We start from the raw sequence: 17,215 nt of genomic DNA, 5'->3' as shown, positions 1-17,215 counted from the left end.
GCGAGCTGCTCGGCCATGGTGATCCAGTACCTTGCGGCCAAGCTCGGCATGGTCACGGGGATGAGCCTCGCCGAGCACAGCGCCCTGCGGTTCCCGGGCGTCGGGCGAGTCCTGCTCTGGGCCCAGGCCGAGATCGTCGTCATCATGACCGCCCTCGCCGAGATCGTCGGGGGCGCCATCGCGCTCTACCTGCTCTTCGGGCTGCCACTGATGTGGGGCGCCGTCGCGGTCACGGGGTTCAGCCTGTTCGTGCTGTACCTCAAGGTCCACGGGCGAAGCCACTTCGAGTCGGTCGTCCTCGTCATGCTCGCCGTCATCATCGCGTCCCTGGTCTGGCAGGTGTTCATCGCGGATGTCGACCGGGCGGCTCTGCTGCGGTCGATCGTCCCGGGCCGGCTCGACTCCTCGGCGGCCCTGCTCGCCGTCGGCATCGTCGGTGCCACCGTCATGCCCCACGCGCTGCACTTCCACTCGGCCGCGTCGCGGTCGCGCGATGACGGCACCGTCGTGCCGTCCCAGGACGAGCGCCTGCGCCTCGGACGGCATACGGTCCGGTCGGTCGTCATCGCCATGAGCGTGGCCGGCGTCGCCAACGTGAGCCTGGTGGTGTTCTCGGCGGCGCTGCCGTCCGGGGCGGGAGCGAGCATCGAGTCGGCGTACGCGGCCCTCGGCGCCAGTGCGGGCCAGATCGCGGCGACGATGCTGGCCGTGGCGCTGCTCGCCTCCGGCCTGGCGGCGACGCTCGTCGGCGTGCAGACCGGCGATGTCGTCATGACCGGCTTCGGGCGCAAGCCGATCCCGGCTCTGCTGCGACGCATGCTCGCGGTGATTCCTGCCCTGGTCATCCTCGGCCTCGGGGTCGAGCCGACCAATGCCCTCGTGTGGAGCCAGGTGGTCCTGTCGTTCGCGCTGCCCGGGACGCTCATCCCGCTCCTGCTGTTCACCCATGACCGCAGGCTCATGGGCCGCCTCGCGAACCACCGGCTGACCACCCTCACGGCCGCTCTGATCACGGCCGTCATCGTGGGCCTCTGCGCCTTCCTCGTCGTATCCGGCTGACCCATGGTCGAGCCGCCGACCCGCGCCCGCGGTGGGGGTCAGGCGCCCTCGAGGTAGCGCTGCAGCGTCGGGCCGACGTGCTCCACGATCTCGTCGACCGTCATGCTGGCGAGCGGCTCGAGGCGGAGCACGTGCCGGCCCATTGCCAGGCCCACGATCTGGGTGGCCGCGAGCGCGGCCCGACGGCGAGCGTGGGGAGCGTCCAGGTGCCTCGCGTAGCCCTCGATGATGACGTTCTCGATGAAGTCACGCACCACGTCGTGGGCAGGGCCGTCCGTCATCGCCGACCGCATCAGGCCGAGCATCGCGGGCCCGGTCGCCTCGTCGTCGACGAGGGTGGCCATGGTCCGGGCGATGCGCTCGCCGATCCCGTCGAGCCCTTGCGCGAAGATCTCGTCGAGCTTCTCCCGAGGGTCGACCGGCAGCTCGAGCGTCGCCGCGAACAGGCCGTCCTTGTTGCCGAAGTAGTAGGGCACGAGCGCCACGTCGACTCCGGCGCCGTCTGCCACGGCACGCATCGTCGTGCCCTTGAAGCCACGCGTGGCGAACAGGGCCCGTGCCGAGTCGAGGATGTCGCCCCGCACGTCGGCGCGGTCGGAGCGGGGCCCGGGGCGACGCGACATGAGCCCAGCATAGAGCTATTTCATCAGGTGTTGAAACCTCTCGGGTCGAGGGCTAACGTTGTTTTCAACAAGCGTTGAAAGGAATGTCTCATGTCATCAGGAACCACCCACGAAGCCCCGGCCGGAGTAGCCGGTCAACCCCCCGGACCGGCCGCCTCATCCTCTCCCCGTCCGGGCATCGAGTACCTGCCTCCCGGCGGCGCCTGGGGGGCGATCGTCGCCCTGACGATCCTCATCGGCCTCGTCCTGACTGCCTTCACCCTGCCCGCGATCAACAGTGAGCCGCGCGGGGTGCCCATCGGGATCGCCGGTCCCGCTCCCGCGGTGCAGCAGCTGGCCGGAGGCCTCAGCGCCCAGGCGTCCGAAGCGTTCTCGGTGACCACCTTCGCCGACGAGGCGCACCTGTCCCAGGCAATCCGCGACCGCGAGGTCTACGGTGGCATCGCGCTCGGGCCCAGCGGGGCCATGATGTTGACCGCTCCTGCGGCGAGTCCCGTTGTCGCTCAGGGTCTCTCCGGCCTGGCTGCGCAGCTGGGGCAGCAGCAGGGCCGGGCCGTCCCGGTCAAGGAGGTCGTCTCCCTGCCCGCCGACGACAGCCGTGGAGCCGGCTTGGCCACCGCCCTGCTGCCCCTGCTCATCGGGTCCATCGCACCGGTCCTCGCCATGAACCGGCTCGTCAGAGGCACGTGGGCCAAGCTCGCCGGCGTCCTGACGACCGCAGTCGTCCTGGGGGCGGCGCTGGCTGGGCTGCTGCACTGGTACGGCGTCTTCGGGGGGAGCTGGCTGCTCGACGCTGCAGCCATGGCCGCGGTCATCGCCGCGATGTCCGCGACGCTCCTCGGACTGCTCCTCGTGGCCGGATACCCCGGGTTCGGCCTCGGCGTGGCGGTGTTCCTTCTCCTCGGTAACCCCCTTTCGGGGCTGGCCACCGCTCCCGAGTTCCTCGCCGAGCCCTGGCGCACGATCGGGGCCTGGCTGCCGCCGGGCGCCGGAGGTCAGCTGCTCCGCAGCTCCGCGTACTTCGACGGTGCCGGTTCCGGCCCGCACCTTCTCGTCCTCGGTGCCTGGTTCCTGCTCGGCATCGTGCTCGTCGCCGTCGCCTCGCGAAAGCGGCACACCACCGCCGCCGTCACCGCCGCCTGACCCATCCACCCCGCAACACGCCCGGCTCCTCGCAACGCACCCCGGAAATTTCCGGGGTGCGTTGCGAGGAGCCGGGCGTGTTGCGGTTATGTAGGGGCGTGGCACGGTGTGGCAGTCGCCCGAAGGACACGAGGAGTGGGACATGAGTCGGCAGCTGGTGCCTCCGGTCGTGACGGAGGGCGAGGCGCTGACGGAGCTGCGACGGGAGGTCAGGGACTTCCTGGGCGAGCAGATCGCCGCCGGGTGCTTCACCCCACACGTGGACACCTGGCTGACCCGGTGGGACCGCGCCTTCACGCAGGCGCTCGCCCGGCGGGGCTGGCTCGGCATGGTGATCCCCAAGGAGTACGGCGGGCAGGGCCGGACCTACGTCGAGCGGTTCGTCGTGATGGAGGAGCTCCTCGTCGTCGGGGCGCCCGTTGCAGCGCACTGGGTCGCCGAGCGCCAGGTCGGCCCGGCCCTGCTCGCCCACGGCACCGAGGAGCAGAAGCGGGCCCTCCTGCCGAGGATCAGCCGGGGCGAGGTCGTCTTCGGGATCGGGATGAGCGAACCGGACGCCGGCTCGGACCTCGCGAGCGTCCGCACCCGCGCCGAGAGGGTCGACGGGGGATGGCGCCTCACCGGCACCAAGGTGTGGACGTCCGGGGCGCATGAGGCCGACGCCTTCTTCGCCCTGGCCCGCTCGGCACCGCTCGATCCGGCCCGTCGGCACGCCGGCCTGAGCCAGTTCATCGTGGACCTGCACGCGCCGGGCGTGGAGATTCGCCCGATCGTCTCGATGGGCGGTGAACACCACTTCGACGAGGTCCATCTCGATGGCGTCCTCATCCCCGACGACCGCGTGCTCGGCACCATCGGCGAGGGCTGGAGGCAGGCCACGTCGGAGCTGGGCTTCGAGCGCAGCGGGCCGGAGCGGTTCCTCTCCACCTTCCAGCTGCTGGCAGCCGCGGCGCAGGCCATGATGGAGGGCCGGCTGCCCCTTGACCACGGGTTGGGCCGCCAGGTCGCCCGAGTGGCCGCCCTGCACGACATGTCGTTGGCCGTCTCGACCGCCCTGGAGGCGCACGCCCGGGCAGACCTCGGCGCGGCGGTCGTCAAGGTGCTCGGGACGACGACGGAGGGTGACATCGCCGACCATGTGGACCTGCTCACCGCGAGTGGCTGGATCGAGGACGAGGAGCTCCACGGACTCCTGCACAGCGCGATCCTCCAACGCCCCGGTTTCACCTTGCGTGGCGGCACGAACGAGATCCTGCGGGGCGTCATCGCGCGCGGGCTGGGCCTGCGCTGATGACCGGCGCCCGTTCCGACACCCCCCTCGTCCAGCCCGCGGCCGCCGACCCGGGTCTCGTGGCCGTGCTGACCGAGCTCTTCGACGACTACCGCTCCACGCGGCCGGCGCCCTCCGACCACGTCACGTTTGACCCAGGACTCTGGGCGCAGCTGGAGGGACTCGGCCTCACCCGCCTCACCGCATCGGAGGAGAGTGGCGGCAGCGGGGCCTCCTGGATCGACGGTGCGGCCCTGCTCGGCCTGGCAGCCGCTGCGGGCGCGCCCGTCCCGCTCGCCGAGCACGGGTTCCTCGCTGCGTGGCTTCTCGACGAGGCCGGGCTGCCCAACGGGGGCGAACTGCGAACCGTATGCCGCCCAGACCCTTCCGGACGTGCCCTCAACGTCACCTTCGGCCGGGACGCGGACGTCATCGTGGCCCTCTGGGAGGACGGGCAGACCTGGCGGGTGGCCGACGTGCCGCGCGACCACGTGGACATCACGCCCGGCCGCAACCTCGCGGGCGAGCCCTGCGACAGCGTGCTGTTCGATCTCTCAGAACTCGAGTCCGCTCCCGTCGTCGACGACGCGGTCGGCCAGCAGTTCCACATCCGCGGTGCACTCGCGCGGTCGGCCCAGGTGTGCGGAGCCCTGGAGCGCGTCCTCGAGCTCGCCGTCACACACGCCCGGCACCGTGAGCAGTTCGGCCGACCCATCGGCTCCTTCCAGGCCGTCCAACACCTCGTCGCCGACATCGCCACCGAGTCCTCCCTCGCGCGCGCGGCCACGGACACCGCGGTGGCCCGCGCCGCGGCCTCGAACTGGGAGGATCCCGGCATGCTCTTCATGGTCGGCGTCGCCAAGTCCTGCGTCGGCCATGCCGCCTCCGTCGTCGTGCGCAACGCCCATCAGGTGCTCGGCGCCATCGGCACGACCCTGGAGCACGAGCTGCACCTGCTCACCAGGCCGATCCTCGTGCGCCGCAGCGAGTACGGCTCGGTTCACGAGTGGGACGAGACCCTGGCCGAGCTCGCCACCCACGCCGGACGCGACCACCTCTGGCCCCTCATCCTCACCGGCCGGCGCTGAACCGGGTTCCGACCCTGCGCCGACCGCCCAAGCACGACCAAGCCCCCGAAGGAGTCCCATGACCGACGTCGCCTACGTCGTCGCTGACGGAGTCGCCACCATCACCCTCGACGCACCCGACCGGCGAAATGCCCTCTCGGTCGAGATGTCACGCGAGCTCGTCGACGCGGCCCGAACGGCCGACTCCGATCCGACCGTCGGCGCCGTCGTCGTCACCGGTGGCCGCCACTTCTGCGCCGGCGCGGTCCGCGCCGTCCTGGCCGACACGGGACGAGACCCGGTCGAGGACTCGGCCTACCGCAACCTCGAGACCGTCTACCGCGCCTTCACGACGATCGGCGACGTCGGCGTGCCGACCATCGCAGCAGTACGCGGCGCAGCTGTCGGCGCGGGTCTCAACCTCGCCCTCGCCACGGACCTGCGCATCGTCTCGCGCACCGCGAGGTTCCTGTCCGGCTTCGCCCAGATCGGCATCCACCCGGGTGGCGGCCATTTCACTCTGCTGAACCGCGTGGCGGGCCGGGAGGCCGCCGCGGCGCTGGGCCTCTTCGGCGAAGAGGTCAGCGGAGAGCGCGCCGTCGAGCTCGGGCTCGCCTGGGCGGCGCACGACGACGAGCAGGTCGAGGGCGAGGCGCACGCGCTCGCAGCACGCGTGGCCACGGACCCCGAGCTCGCCCGCCGCGTCGTCCGCAGCTTCCGCTGCGAGACCGCCCCCGGGGGAGTCGCCTGGGACGTCGCCGTGGAGCTCGAGCGCTCCCCGCAGATGTGGTCGCTGCGACGCAAGTATGGTCCGTCCACGGAGCAGGCCGTCCGCGACCCCGACGCCTGACCGGCACGGAGGCGACGCGGCGATCCGCTGCCGGGCGTGCGACGATGGCCCGGGCCACGAGCCGACCAGCCTGCACCCGATCAGCCCACCACCCGATCAGCCCACCACCCGACCCTCCACCCGACCCCAGGAACCGTATTGCTCTCGTCGTACCGACCGCTGTTCGAGGTGCCCGGGGCACGCACCTTCATCATCGGGGGGATGACCGCACGCTCGGCCGGCGCGATGTTCGCCGTCGCGACCGTGGCGATGGTCGCCTCACGCCGCGGCTCGTACGAGCTCGCCGGAGCCGTCATGGCCACCGGCCTCATCGCCCTGGCGATCGCGGCGCCGGTCACGGGTCGGCTCGTCGACCGCTACGGGCAGCGGCGGGTCGCCGTGCCGTTCTTCATCTGGTCCGGATTCTGGGCGGCCCTGACGATGATCGCGTCGTGGCGGGGCTGGCCGGCGTGGATCCTCTTCATCACCTTCCCGCTGTGCGCTGTCATCCCCAACCTCGGCACCATGGCGCGGGCCAGGTGGTCGCACATCTTCGCCCACGACCCGCGCAAGCTGCACACGGCGATGTCCTTCGAGCAGGTCATGGAGGAGGTCACCTTCGTCATCGGGCCGGTACTCGCGATCTGGCTGTCCACCTCGGTCTTCCCCGAGGCAGGCTTCCTCTTCGCGACGATCTGCTACGCCATCGGGGTCCTCGTCTTCGTGTCGGCGCGCTCGACGGAGCCCCCGGTCGTGCCGCACCACGAGCGGCCGCACGGGCACGCCCACCACAACCCCGGTATCCTCCCGCTCGCGTTCATCATGGTGATGACCGGCGTCATCTTCGGCGTCAACGAGGTCGTCACCCTGGCCGTCGCCCAGGAGGCGGGGCACGGCAACGCCGCCGGGGCGATCCTGGCCCTCTTCGCCGCCGGCTCGGCCCTGTCGGGCCTCGTCTTCGGTCAGGTCTCGCACGGCCGCAACCTGCTCAAGCTGCTCATCGCCGGCACCTTCGGGATGATGGTGCTCGAGGCGCCGGTCCTGCTCGCCGGCAACCTCTGGGTCCTCGCCGCCGTGATGTTCGTGGCGGGCATCGCGACGGCGCCCACCCTCATCACCACGATGAACCTCATCGAGCGCATCGTCCCGAGGGCACAGCTCAACGAAGGCATGACCATCGTCCTCACCGGGCTCATCATCGGCATCGCGGTCGGGTCGGCGGTGTCGGGCGCCGTCATCGACCGGGTCGGCGCGCGCCACGGCTACTGGGTCGCCGTCGTCGCGGCGGCGTCCGCCTTCCTCATGGCCCTGGGCACACGCGCGTTGCTCTCCCGTCGCGAGATGGCCAATCTTCGGTAGACCGGGCCACCCGGTGAGCGGCCACGTGCAGCGGGTGCCGGCTCAGCGGCATACGGCTGCCGTATGCCGCTGAGCTCGCTGCCGCACGACCGTGGAGTGTGTGCCCCGCCCGCTCAGGCAGCCCGCAAGGCGTCGAGACATGCGACGATGGCACGCGTGACCGATGTCCGACCTGACGACGCGACCCGGGAGACCTTCGTCCGCCTCTCCGGGCTGATCTATGCCGGAGCCGATGCGGCTGCGATCCACGAGTCGATCGTCGACGCCGCCCGCCGCCTCGTCGACGGGTGCGAGCGTTCCTCGCTCATGCTCCGCCAGCGGGGACAGTACGTCACCGCGGCGGCGACGGACGACATCGCGGCACGGGTGGACGAGATCGAGAGGGAGGTCCGCGAGGGTCCCTGCCTCGACGCGATCCTCGACGAGGCGTACCAGCACGACGCCGACCTCACGTCCGGCACGACCCCGTGGCCCCGATTCACCGAGCGCGTCGTCAAGGAGACTCCGGTGCGCTCCGCGATCGGCTACCGGCTCCTGCTCGACGGCGGCAAGGTCGGTGCGCTCAACATCTTCGCCGACGTGCCGGGGTGCCTGACCCAGCGGTCCGCTGACCAGGGCGCCGTGCTCGCTGCGTTCGCGTCCGTGGCGCTCACGGCGCTGCGCGCACGGGAGGAGGCGGAGACGTTGCGGCTCGGGCTGCAGAGCAACCGCGAAATCGGCAAGGCCGTCGGCCTGCTCATGGCCGCGCACCGGGTCGACGCGGACGCGGCGTTCGAGCTGCTTCGGCGCACCTCGCAGGACCTCAACATGAAGCTCGCCCACGTCGCGGAGCAGGTGGTGCGCGGACAGGACCGTCAGTACGGCGGGAAGGTGCCTCCGGGCCGGAGCTGACCTTCGCCGCGCCGCCCCGGTCAGCCGGGCAGGCTCTGGCCTGTCTGCGGGGCATCGGTGGAGCCACGCGACGGTGCGAGCACGTCCAGCGCGTCGAGCACCCGGCGCGCCGTGTCTGAGTCACCGCTGACGGTGCAGTGGATCTCGTCGGTCGCGCGCCGGCCCGCCGCACGACGGGTCAGCGCCTCGGTCGTCAGCTGAATCGTCGTCACGTCGAGCGGTTCCTCGCCCTCCGGGCGGTCCTGCCCGCTGAAGAGCTCCTCACCCTGCGGCTGGCCGTGCTCGTCCTCGACGACTCGCGCTCCGCCCCTCGCGAGGACCGGACCGGTGACGTCGAGGACGATGCCGTGGCCCGGCTCGATGCCGGCGTTGCGCACCGCGATGAGCGGCAGCGCGTCGATGATGGCGGAGGTGAAGACGGCCGCGGCCGGTGAGTCGAGGTCGCCCGGGCGATCGAGAGCCGTGCGGAGGTCCTGCTCGTGCACCCAGGTGTCCGTGATCTGCGACCGGAGCTGGTCACCGAACGTGGTGTGCTCGCGGAAGAATCCTGCGATCTCGGACTCCAGCGTCAGGTCGAGGGACCGGAGCTGTGACATCCGGTGCTGATGGAAGTCGGCGAGCTCGGAGACGATGCTGCGGCCGGTCCACTGCCTGCGGGCCGCGACCTCCACGTCGACGATGCGGTCGAACTGACCTCGGACGTCGCGCGGGTTCGGCGGGTTGAGCGGCTCGCGAGGCAGCGCCGCGAAGGCCTTCTCCGTCGCCACGACGTGGACGAAGTGGTCCTTGACGGTCCATCCGGGATTCTCGGTCGGCTTGTCGAAGTCCTCCTCGCGACAGGCCCAGCCCAGGTCGACGATCGCCTGGACCACCTGCTCGAAGGCGTCGAGCAAGCCGCCAAGGTCGTCAGGTGCGGCCGGGTGCAGAGGCATGACCCCAGACTACTTACGCTTGAGCCATGTCCTCGCCTGCCCGTCCCTTCGCTGCTGTCCGGTCCCCGGGTCCGTGGGCCGTGGCGCTCGTCGTGGTCGCCGGGCTGGGTGCCAGCGTGCTCGCTGCATCCCTGAGCGGTGCCGTCGCCCCCCCGCCCGCGGGCCTCAGCGACGCAGGGCCGGTGGTCCGCTGGGCGCTCCCGCCCGTTCGGCTCGTCCACGACGTCGCAGCGGCGCTCACGGTGGGCACCCTGGTGCTGGCGGCGACCATGGTCCCGGGCGCGACGAGGAAGGCGTCCGCAGCGCTCGAGGAGCCGCGTCGGGCCGCAGCCTTCCGGATCGCCACCGCGTCGGCCTTCGTCTGGGCCATCGCCGGGGTCGTCGTCGTCCTCTTCACCTTCGCTGACGCGTCCGGCCTTGCTCTCGGCGATCCCCGCTATGCGCCGGAGCTGCTGCGCTCGCTGTGGTCCCTCGACACCCTGCGGATCGGCCTCATCTCGGCGATGGCAGCGTTCGTCGTGGCCTCCGGAGCAGCCGTCGCTCGGGCGCGCTCGGTCGCCGTTGCGCTCTCGGTCGTCGCCCTCTTCGGCATTGCCGTTCTCGGGTTGGCTGGGCACGCGGGCGGGTCCTCCGAGCACGAGACCGCGGTCAACGCGATGGGCGTGCACCTGCTGAGCGCGACGCTCTGGACCGGGGGACTGCTCGCCCTCATCGTGCTGCGGCCCCAGCTCGGCACCGCCCTGCCGGCTGTCGTTCGCCGCTACTCCACGGTCGCCTTGTGGGCTTTCATCGCGTTGGCCGCCTCGGGAGTGCTCGCTGCCACCACCCGGTTCGCCAGGATCGCGGACCTGATGACCTCCTACGGGATCATCGTCATGCTCAAGGCGGCTGCGCTCGTGCTGCTCGGCTTCGCCGGGTGGTGGCACCGGAGCAGCACGATTGACGCGCTCGAGCGACGGCGAGCCGACGGGTCGGGACAGGGCAGGGCCTTCCTGCGCCTCGCCATGGGGGAGGTCGTCGTCATGGGCCTGGCATTCGGCCTGGCGACGGCGCTGGCCAGGACCGAGCCGCCGGTGCCTGAGACGGTCCCGAACCCGAGCCCGGCCCTCGCGCTCACCGACTTCCCCGAGCCGCCCGCACCGACGGCACTGTCGTGGATCACGGCCTGGCGGGTCGACTGGCTCTTCCTCGCAGTGGCGTTGCTTGCGATCGGCCTCTATCTCGCCGGGGTCGTCCGGCTGGCGCGGCGGGGGGACCGCTGGCCCGTGCTCCGAACGGTCACCTGGATCCTCGGCTGGCTCGTCTTCATCTGGGCGACGAGCGGCGTGCTCGGCATCTATGGGAGGGTCGCGTTCTCCTGGCACATGACGCTGCACATGATCGAGGCGATGGTCGTCCCGATCCTGCTCGTCCTCGGGGCGCCGATCACCCTGGCGCTTCGGGCCCTGCGCAAGCGCGACGACGGCACCCTGGGACCCCGCGAGCTGTTGCTCGGCGTCATCCACTCGCCCTACCTCAAGGTCGTGGGCAACCCGATCTTCGCTGCTGTCTTCTTCTTCATGAGCCTGGTCGTCTTCTACTGGACGGGCCTGTTCGAGCTGGCGCTGACGACCCACACCGGACACCTCGTCATGACGGTCCACTTCCTCCTGGCGGGATACCTCTTCGCGTGGGTGCTGGTCGGTATCGACCCGGGCCCGCCGAAGTGGAGCCCGGCGCTGCGCCTCATCGTGCTCTTCGCGACGATCGCGTTCCACGCCTTCTTCGGGGTGTCCATCATGAGCGGGAGCACCTTGCTGGCCCCCGACTTCTTCACGACGATCAACGTGTCGTGGATCGACGATCCGCTGGCGGACCAGCGCTACGGCGGCGCGATCGCCTGGGGCATCGGGGAGCTCCCCGCGCTCATGCTGGCCTTGCTCGTCGCCACCCAGTGGTTCCGCGCCGACAAGGCGGAGAGCCGGCGCCGCGACCGGCGTGCTGACCGGGACGGCGATGCCGAGCTGGCCGCCTACAACGAGCGGCTGGCCCGACTCGCCGAGCGCGACCAGGCCTCTCACTGATCTGATGGAAGCGGCGCCAACTGCGCGCTGCACAAGAGGGGGTTTGCCGCTGGGCCGGCTCCCAGTCGATTCGAGGTATCTGGTTCGAGGTTGCAGCTCGCTCTCGAGAGCGAGATGCAACCTCGAACCAGGTTGAGCCCCCGTCGGCTAGCTCAGCGGCCTACGGCACACTGGTTTTGTATTCAACTACTACCAAGCGTAGGATTGGCTGCATGGCCAGCGCACCACAAGCGAAGTGCCCGATCCGGGTCGGCGAGCCTTGCAGCCTGTGCTTCCCCGGGGCCGAGGGTCCGCAGGACTGTGGCCTGGTCTACCTCGTGCAGTCGGACCCCGAGTGGCGCGAGCAGCTCGCCGAGAAGCGCCGGCAGGTCCGGTCCCAGCAGCTCGCCGCGAGCTGACCGGCCGTCTCACGACCGCACTCGGTGTGTGAGAGTTGGGGCATGAAGGTAGCCGTCATCCAGCTCGCCTACGGTGACGACGAGAGCGTCGCCGACCGGACCGCCCGGGTCGTCGACCTCGTCCGAGCCCAGGAGGGTCATGACCTCGTCGTCCTCCCCGAGCTGTGGCCGGCCGGCGGTTTCGACTACGCCAGCTGGGACGCTCGCGCGGAGTCCGTCGACGGGCCCGTTGCCGACGCCCTCGCCGGCGCCGCGAAGGACGCCGGCGTGACCCTGCACGGCGGCAGCATCGTGGAACGGGGCGAGCCGGCCATCGCCGAGGGCCATGGCGTGTGGAACACCTCTCTCGTCTTCTCACCCGCCGGTGAGCTCGTGGCGACGTATCGGAAGATCCACCGGTTCGGGTTCGGCGAGGGGGAGCCACGACTCATGGACCCCGGGGACGAGCTCGTCGTCATCGACGTGCCGGTGGACGCCGACTCCGCGGGCTCGGCGCCGACGGTCCCGGTCGGGCTCTCGACGTGCTACGACCTCCGCTTCCCGGAGCTCTACCGGGCCCTGGTCGACCGAGGCGCCCAGGTCTTCGTCATCCCGGCCGCCTGGCCGGCGAGGCGCGTCGCCCACTGGACCGTCCTGGGCCAGGCTCGCGCCATCGAGAACCAGTGCGTCGTCATCCAGTGCAACACAGCGGGAACGCATGCGGGCCATGAGATGGGCGGGCGCTCGCAGGTGGTCGACGCGACGGGCACCGTCCTGGCGACCGCTGGATCCCACGAGGAAGTGCTCAGCGTCGAGGTCGACCCGGAGGCGACCCAGCAGTGGCGGCAGGCCTTCCCGGCCTTGGCCGACCGGCGGCTGCGGTGACCGCCACGTCGGCTGCCCGGGCCCGCGTCAAGGTCCGGGCCCCTGAGCTGGTCGGGCGAGGCTGGCTGAACACGGGCGGCACGGCGTACTCCATCGCGGACCTGCGGGGCCGCGTCCTCGTGCTCGACTTCTGGACTTTTTGCTGCGTCAACTGCCTTCATGTCCTCGACGAGCTGCGGCCGGTCGAGGCGCAGTATCCCGACGCGCTGACGATCGTCGGCGTCCACTCACCGAAGTTCGAGCACGAGGCGGACCCCGACGCCCTGGCGGCGGCGGTCGAGCGTTACGCCGTTCACCACCCGGTCCTCGACGACCCGGACCTCGTGACGTGGCGGGCGTACGCGGCCCGCGCCTGGCCCACGCTGGTCGTCGTCGACCCGGAGGGCTACGTCGTGGCGTCGATGTCAGGCGAGGGTCACGGCCCGGGTCTCGCGTCGCTCGTCGGCGAGCTCATCGAGGAGCACGCGGCGAAGGGCACGCTCCAGCCCGGCGATGATCCCTACGTGCCACCGCCTCCTGCTGACACCGCCCTCCGCTTCCCCGGCAAGGCGGTCGCCCTGGAGGACGGGTCGGTCATCGTCTCGGACACGTCGAACCACCAGGTCGTCCAGCTCGAGGCAGACCTCGAGACCGAGCGCGCACGCTGGGGCGACCGCAGCAGTCTCAACGAGCCGCAGGGCGTGCTGCTCGCGACCCCGGCCGTGCGCGACCGGCTCGGCATCGACCTGGTCGTCGCCGATTCGGTGAACCATCAGCTCAAGGGAATCCGCTTCTCCGACAACACTGTCCACACCTTGGCTGGGACCGGACGACAACTGCGGGAACGCACCGGTGGCGGTCCGGCCCTGACCCAGGACCTGTCGACGCCGTGGGACCTGGCGTGGCTGGGCGAACGCCTCCTCATCGCCATGGCGGGCACCCACCAGCTGTGGGCGTGGTCACCCGGAGACACCATCGAGCAGGGCATGGTCGAGGTCGTCGGAGGCACGGCGAATGAGGGGTTGCGCGACGGCCGCGCCGACCAGGCCTGGCTCGCCCAGCCATCCGGGCTGTGCGCCTCCGCCGACGGTGCGCGCGTGTGGATCGCCGACTCGGAGACGTCAGCCCTGCGCTCGATCACCCGGGCCGGCGACGGCATGCTCACCGTCGAGACCCACGTCGGCACGGGACTGTTCGACTTCGGCCATCGCGACGGACCGGCGGAGCAGGCACTGCTCCAGCACCCCCTCGGTGTCACGGAGCTACCGGACGGGTCGGTCGCGATCAGCGACACCTACAACGGGGCGATCCGCCGCTACGACCCCGCTCGCCGCGACGTGTCGACCCTCGCCCGTGGCCTCGCCGAGCCGAGCGACGCCGTCGTCGAGCGGGATCCGGACACCGGGGAGACGCGCCTCATCGTCGTCGAGTCCGCCGGCCACCGCCTCACCCGCGTTGCCCTGCCGCAGGACGCGCAGCGGGTCGAGGGCCCGGCTCGTCGGACCCAACGGCCGCCGACCGAGCTCGCCCCCGGGGCGATCCACCTCGAGGTGACGTTCGTGCCGCCCAAGGGGCAGAAGCTCGACGACCGGTGGGGCGACCCCACGGTGCTCGACGTGTCCGCCTCTCCGGAGGGGCTCCTGCTCGACGGAGGCGGCAGGGCACGTGGGCTGCGTCGGACGCTCACGGTCGCGAGCGGCATACGGCACGGCACGTTGCACGTCTCGGTGCAGGCGGCGGCGTGCGACGGTGACCCGGATACCGGAGCGGTTCCGGAGCACGCGGCGTGCCATCTCTTCCAACAGGACTGGGGCATCCCGCTCGTCCTCGTCGAGGGTGCGCCCGGCACCCTCACGCTCGATCTTCGAGGCGCGTGACGTGCGCTCCCTCGCCTCCGGCCTCGCGGGAGTGCTCGCGGTGGTGCTCCTGCCGGTTGCGCTGCTCGTCGCCTGGGTGTCCTCCGTCGGCACCGACACCGACCGGTTCGTCACCGAGCTGCGACCCGTCGCGTCGTCTCCGGAGGTCCGGGACGCTCTTGCGGACCGGACCGTCGCCAGCGTGCAGGACCAGCTGAACCTGCCTGACCGCGTCGCCAAGCAGCTCGAGCCGCCGCTCCGCGAGCTTGTCGGCACCGTGCTCGCTCGCCCCGAGGTGGACCGCGCCTGGGCCGCGGGCCTGCGCAGTGCCCACGGCGAGTTCGTGGCGGTCCTGGAGGGCGAGCGGCCGGCCAGCGTCGACTCGACCGGGCGGGTCGTCATGCCGCTCACCATCAAGCTCACCGGCCTGGACCAGCTGCTCAGCCGATTCGGCGTCGCGGGGGACGTCGCCGTCGCGCCGCGGTTCCAGATTCCACTGTTCTCTGCCGACGACCTCGCCACGGCGCGACGGACCTACGCCGTGGGCTCCGTTGCCGGCCCGGCCGCACCGTGGATCATCGTGGGCCTCGCCGCTGTGTCCATCCTGCTGGCGCGGAAAAGGGTCCGGGCCCTTGGGCTGCTTGGACTCGGCGGCATCGTGGCCAGCGTCGCCTTCTCGACCGCCTTGGTCGTCGGCCGCGACGAAGCCGCCGGCGTCGTCCGCGACCCCATTGGCTCCGCCGTCGTCACCGCCGCCTACGGCCTCGCGGAGGACGGCCTCATGACGGAGGCGCGGACCGCACTGTGGTTGTCGGCTGGTTTGCTCCTCATTGCCCTGATTGTCGGACTGGTGCGTGTGATCCTCGGTCGTCGCGGGTAAGTGCTGCCCGAGGCGGGCACGTGGCCGGCCACGGAAGACACGGAGAAGGAGACGACATGGGTATCGGACTCGGAGTCACCTTGCTGGTTCTCGGGGCGATCCTGACGTTCACCGGGCTCGATGAGAGCATCTTCAACACCGACCTCGACACCGTCGGGATCATCCTCATGGTCGGCGGCGCCCTCGCCCTGATCATGGGCGTCATCCAGAACGCCCAGCGCCAGCGGCACACCACGGTCACCGAGCGGCGTGGCGGTCCGGACGTCGTCGAGCGGCGCGACGACGCCTACTGACCACCTCGACGCCCAGGAAGGCGGGTTGAGCGCGTGAACTCACGCGCACGGCCCGCCTTCATAGTTCCATGGAGTCGTGACGTCGCATCGCACCGGGAGTCGTCGCCCGAACACAGCCCTCGGGTCCGCGGCTGCGGCGGCAGCTGCGACGCCGCCCAATCGGGACCGCTGGGTCGACGCCCTCCGTGCCGGCTCACTGCTCGTCGTCGTTCTCGGTCACTGGCTCATGGTGGTGCTCACCCCCGACGGCGAGATCACCAACGCCCTCACCATCGTCCCTGCGCTGCAGCCGCTGACCTGGCTCCTCCAGGTCATGCCGCTCTTCTTCCTCGTCGGCGGCGTCGCCCACTCCTACACCCTCGACTCACTCGACCGGCGCGTACCGCCGGGTTCACCGGGCCGCTACGCAGCGTTCTACCGCGCGCGGGCCGTGCGACTGCTCCGCCCGTCGCTCGCCTTCCTCGCGGTCTGGGTCGCGCTGGGAGTTGTCGCGCACGTCAGCGGGCTGACCGCTCGGCCGGGCGTCGAGGGTCGCTTCGCGCGCGATGCGCTCGTCGCCGTGCCGCAGCTGCTGTGGTTCGTGGGCATCTACCTCGGGGCGTGCGCCTTCGCTCCCCTCATGAGGTCGTTCCATGAAGCATGGGGGCCGTATGCCGCCGGGCTCCTCGTCGGGCTCGCTCTCCTCGTCGACGTGGCACGGTTCACCTCCGTCGAGTTCGTCGGCAACCTCAACTTCGTCTTCGTGTGGCTCGCCTTCCACCAGCTCGGGTTCCTCTGGCGGGACGGCCGGCTGACGCGGCGGGTTGGCTGGGCCATGTTCGTGGGCGGCTACGCCGCGATGCTGGCGGCGATCACCATTGGTCCCTACCCGACGTCCATGGTGGGGTTGCCGGGGGAGCCGATCTCCAACATGGCTCCGCCGACCGCGGCCCTGCTCGCCCAAGGTGTTGGCATCTGTGGTCTGGCCGTGCTGCTCCGGCCGGGCATGAACCGGGTGCTCTCCAGGCCCCGCGCTTGGCTGGCGGTCGTGCGGACCGCGCCGTTTGCGATGACGGCCTTCCTCTGGCACCTGACCGGCCTGATGGCGGTCCTCCTGGCGATGCGCGCACTTGGCGTGGAGCAGCCTCCGGTGGCCTCGTGGGCCTGGTGGCTGACGCGTCCGGTGCTCTTCGTCGTGCTGGCCGCAGTCACGGGCGTGCTGGTGGCGATCTTCGTCCGGTTCGACCGCGGCCCGCGCACGGCGACGGCCGCCTCGGTACACGGGCCACGCTGGGTTGACGTCGCTGCCGGGGTCTCCGCCCTGTTGGTGTTCTTCGGGATCCTGATCATCTCGATCGTCGGCGTGGACGTTCTCGGCAACCGAGCCGTCTTCTTCCTCGTCGGCGACGTAACTCCGGCCGTGGGCTTTGCGGTGCTGGGCGCCGGAATCGGCGCCCTCACGTTGATCGAGTGAACAGGTGATCGAGTGAACAGTTCTACGGGCGCGTCTCGATTGGAGGGTGCTTGCCGGGTCGGTCAGTGGGCTCGGGGCCAGCGACCTTGCCCGCTGATTCGCCAGACGAATCAGCGGGCAAGCGGCGTGGTCAGGCGAGCTTGCGCTGGTAGGCGGGGCAGAGCTCGACGATGCGGAAGCCGAGGGCTTCGTTGATGCTGATCATCCACGAGTTCGTGCCGTCGTTGCCGGTGACGACCCGTTGCCGCTCGGGGTG

16 protein-coding genes are annotated in these 17,215 nt (G+C 71.0%); 14 read left to right on the top strand and 2 right to left on the bottom strand.

Annotated elements, in window-relative coordinates; all coding sequences use genetic code 11:
- A partial coding sequence (locus ABF401_RS03370) for an Nramp family divalent metal transporter (RefSeq protein ID WP_353508127.1) occupies nt 1–1,059 on the top strand: 1,059 nt, incomplete at its 5' end.
- 38 nt (nt 1,060–1,097) lie between these two features.
- On the opposite strand, the gene ABF401_RS03365 is transcribed toward ABF401_RS03370, so the two are convergent.
- Nucleotides 1,098–1,682, bottom strand: coding sequence for a TetR/AcrR family transcriptional regulator (locus ABF401_RS03365; protein ID WP_353508126.1), 585 nt, complete (start codon nt 1,680–1,682; stop codon nt 1,098–1,100).
- 90 nt (nt 1,683–1,772) lie between these two features.
- Here ABF401_RS03365 and ABF401_RS03360 point away from each other — a divergent pair, with 90 nt between their 5' ends.
- From ABF401_RS03360 to ABF401_RS03335, 6 genes are all read left to right on the top strand, one after another.
- A complete protein-coding gene (locus ABF401_RS03360) occupies nt 1,773–2,825 on the top strand; it encodes a hypothetical protein (RefSeq protein WP_353508125.1) in 1,053 nt (350 codons plus the stop codon).
- 142 nt (nt 2,826–2,967) lie between these two features.
- On the top strand, nt 2,968–4,116 hold the full coding sequence (locus ABF401_RS03355) for an acyl-CoA dehydrogenase family protein (RefSeq protein ID WP_353508124.1): 1,149 nt from the start codon (nt 2,968–2,970) through the stop codon (nt 4,114–4,116).
- A complete protein-coding gene (locus ABF401_RS03350) occupies nt 4,116–5,183 on the top strand; it encodes an acyl-CoA dehydrogenase family protein (RefSeq protein WP_353508123.1) in 1,068 nt (355 codons plus the stop codon). The genes ABF401_RS03355 and ABF401_RS03350 overlap by 1 nt, the downstream gene beginning before the upstream one ends.
- A gap of 58 nt (nt 5,184–5,241) precedes the next feature.
- Nucleotides 5,242–6,012, top strand: a complete 771-nt coding sequence (locus tag ABF401_RS03345) for an enoyl-CoA hydratase-related protein (RefSeq protein WP_353508122.1) — start codon at nt 5,242–5,244, stop codon at nt 6,010–6,012.
- 201 nt (nt 6,013–6,213) lie between these two features.
- Entirely contained in the window at nt 6,214–7,350 is a 1,137-nt protein-coding gene (locus ABF401_RS03340; protein WP_353508121.1) for an MFS transporter, read from the top strand.
- A gap of 156 nt (nt 7,351–7,506) precedes the next feature.
- Entirely contained in the window at nt 7,507–8,241 is a 735-nt protein-coding gene (locus ABF401_RS03335) for an ANTAR domain-containing protein (protein WP_353508120.1), read from the top strand.
- Between the two features lie 20 nt (nt 8,242–8,261).
- Here ABF401_RS03335 and ABF401_RS03330 read toward each other — a convergent pair whose 3' ends face one another.
- Nucleotides 8,262–9,173: a maleylpyruvate isomerase family mycothiol-dependent enzyme gene (locus ABF401_RS03330; RefSeq protein ID WP_353508119.1), complete on the bottom strand. Its 912-nt coding sequence runs from the start codon at nt 9,171–9,173 to the stop codon at nt 8,262–8,264.
- Nucleotides 9,174–9,199: 26 nt separating this feature from the next.
- On the opposite strand from ABF401_RS03330, the gene ABF401_RS03325 reads away from it, so the two are divergent.
- The 7 genes from ABF401_RS03325 (at nt 9,200) to ABF401_RS03295 (ending at nt 16,959) form a co-directional block, all read left to right on the top strand.
- Nucleotides 9,200–11,236 carry a cytochrome c oxidase assembly protein gene (locus tag ABF401_RS03325; RefSeq protein WP_353508118.1) on the top strand — a complete coding sequence of 679 codons (2,037 nt, stop codon included), beginning with the start codon at nt 9,200–9,202 and terminating at the stop codon, nt 11,234–11,236.
- A 212-nt stretch (nt 11,237–11,448) separates the two neighbouring features.
- Nucleotides 11,449–11,634 (top strand): DUF6767 domain-containing protein, encoded by a 186-nt coding sequence (locus ABF401_RS03320; RefSeq protein ID WP_353508117.1) that lies wholly within the window; start codon nt 11,449–11,451, stop codon nt 11,632–11,634.
- A 42-nt stretch (nt 11,635–11,676) separates the two neighbouring features.
- Nucleotides 11,677–12,498 (top strand): carbon-nitrogen family hydrolase, encoded by an 822-nt coding sequence (locus ABF401_RS03315; protein WP_353508116.1) that lies wholly within the window; start codon nt 11,677–11,679, stop codon nt 12,496–12,498.
- Nucleotides 12,495–14,354, top strand: coding sequence for an NHL domain-containing thioredoxin family protein (locus ABF401_RS03310; protein ID WP_353508115.1), 1,860 nt, complete (start codon nt 12,495–12,497; stop codon nt 14,352–14,354). Before ABF401_RS03315 ends, ABF401_RS03310 begins: the two co-directional genes overlap by 4 nt.
- A gap of 1 nt (nt 14,355) precedes the next feature.
- Nucleotides 14,356–15,213, top strand: coding sequence for a hypothetical protein (locus tag ABF401_RS03305; protein ID WP_353508114.1), 858 nt, complete (start codon nt 14,356–14,358; stop codon nt 15,211–15,213).
- Nucleotides 15,214–15,269: 56 nt separating this feature from the next.
- Nucleotides 15,270–15,506, top strand: a complete 237-nt coding sequence (locus ABF401_RS03300; RefSeq protein ID WP_353508113.1) for a DUF6458 family protein — start codon at nt 15,270–15,272, stop codon at nt 15,504–15,506.
- A 76-nt stretch (nt 15,507–15,582) separates the two neighbouring features.
- Complete coding sequence (locus ABF401_RS03295; RefSeq protein ID WP_353508112.1) at nt 15,583–16,959, top strand: acyltransferase family protein; 1,377 nt, start codon at nt 15,583–15,585, stop codon at nt 16,957–16,959.
- Nucleotides 16,960–17,215 lie beyond the last annotated feature (256 nt).

The organism is Intrasporangium sp. (assembly GCF_040414665.1).
GTDB lineage: Bacteria > Actinomycetota > Actinomycetes > Actinomycetales > Dermatophilaceae > Intrasporangium.
The sequence above is the reverse complement of the archived record's forward strand: the minus strand, read 5'-3'. Positions and strand labels throughout refer to the sequence as shown.

Coding starts and splice junctions, on each gene's coding strand:
- ABF401_RS03365 (WP_353508126.1), bottom strand. CDS start 1,682: ATGTCGCGTCGCCCCGGGCCCCGCTCCGACCGCGCCGACGTGCGGGGC.
- ABF401_RS03360 (WP_353508125.1), top strand. CDS start 1,773: ATGTCATCAGGAACCACCCACGAAGCCCCGGCCGGAGTAGCCGGTCAA.
- ABF401_RS03355 (WP_353508124.1), top strand. CDS start 2,968: ATGAGTCGGCAGCTGGTGCCTCCGGTCGTGACGGAGGGCGAGGCGCTG.
- ABF401_RS03350 (WP_353508123.1), top strand. CDS start 4,116: ATGACCGGCGCCCGTTCCGACACCCCCCTCGTCCAGCCCGCGGCCGCC.
- ABF401_RS03345 (WP_353508122.1), top strand. CDS start 5,242: ATGACCGACGTCGCCTACGTCGTCGCTGACGGAGTCGCCACCATCACC.
- ABF401_RS03340 (WP_353508121.1), top strand. CDS start 6,214: ATGACCGCACGCTCGGCCGGCGCGATGTTCGCCGTCGCGACCGTGGCG.
- ABF401_RS03330 (WP_353508119.1), bottom strand. CDS start 9,173: ATGCCTCTGCACCCGGCCGCACCTGACGACCTTGGCGGCTTGCTCGAC.
- ABF401_RS03325 (WP_353508118.1), top strand. CDS start 9,200: ATGTCCTCGCCTGCCCGTCCCTTCGCTGCTGTCCGGTCCCCGGGTCCG.
- ABF401_RS03320 (WP_353508117.1), top strand. CDS start 11,449: ATGGCCAGCGCACCACAAGCGAAGTGCCCGATCCGGGTCGGCGAGCCT.
- ABF401_RS03315 (WP_353508116.1), top strand. CDS start 11,677: ATGAAGGTAGCCGTCATCCAGCTCGCCTACGGTGACGACGAGAGCGTC.
- ABF401_RS03300 (WP_353508113.1), top strand. CDS start 15,270: ATGGGTATCGGACTCGGAGTCACCTTGCTGGTTCTCGGGGCGATCCTG.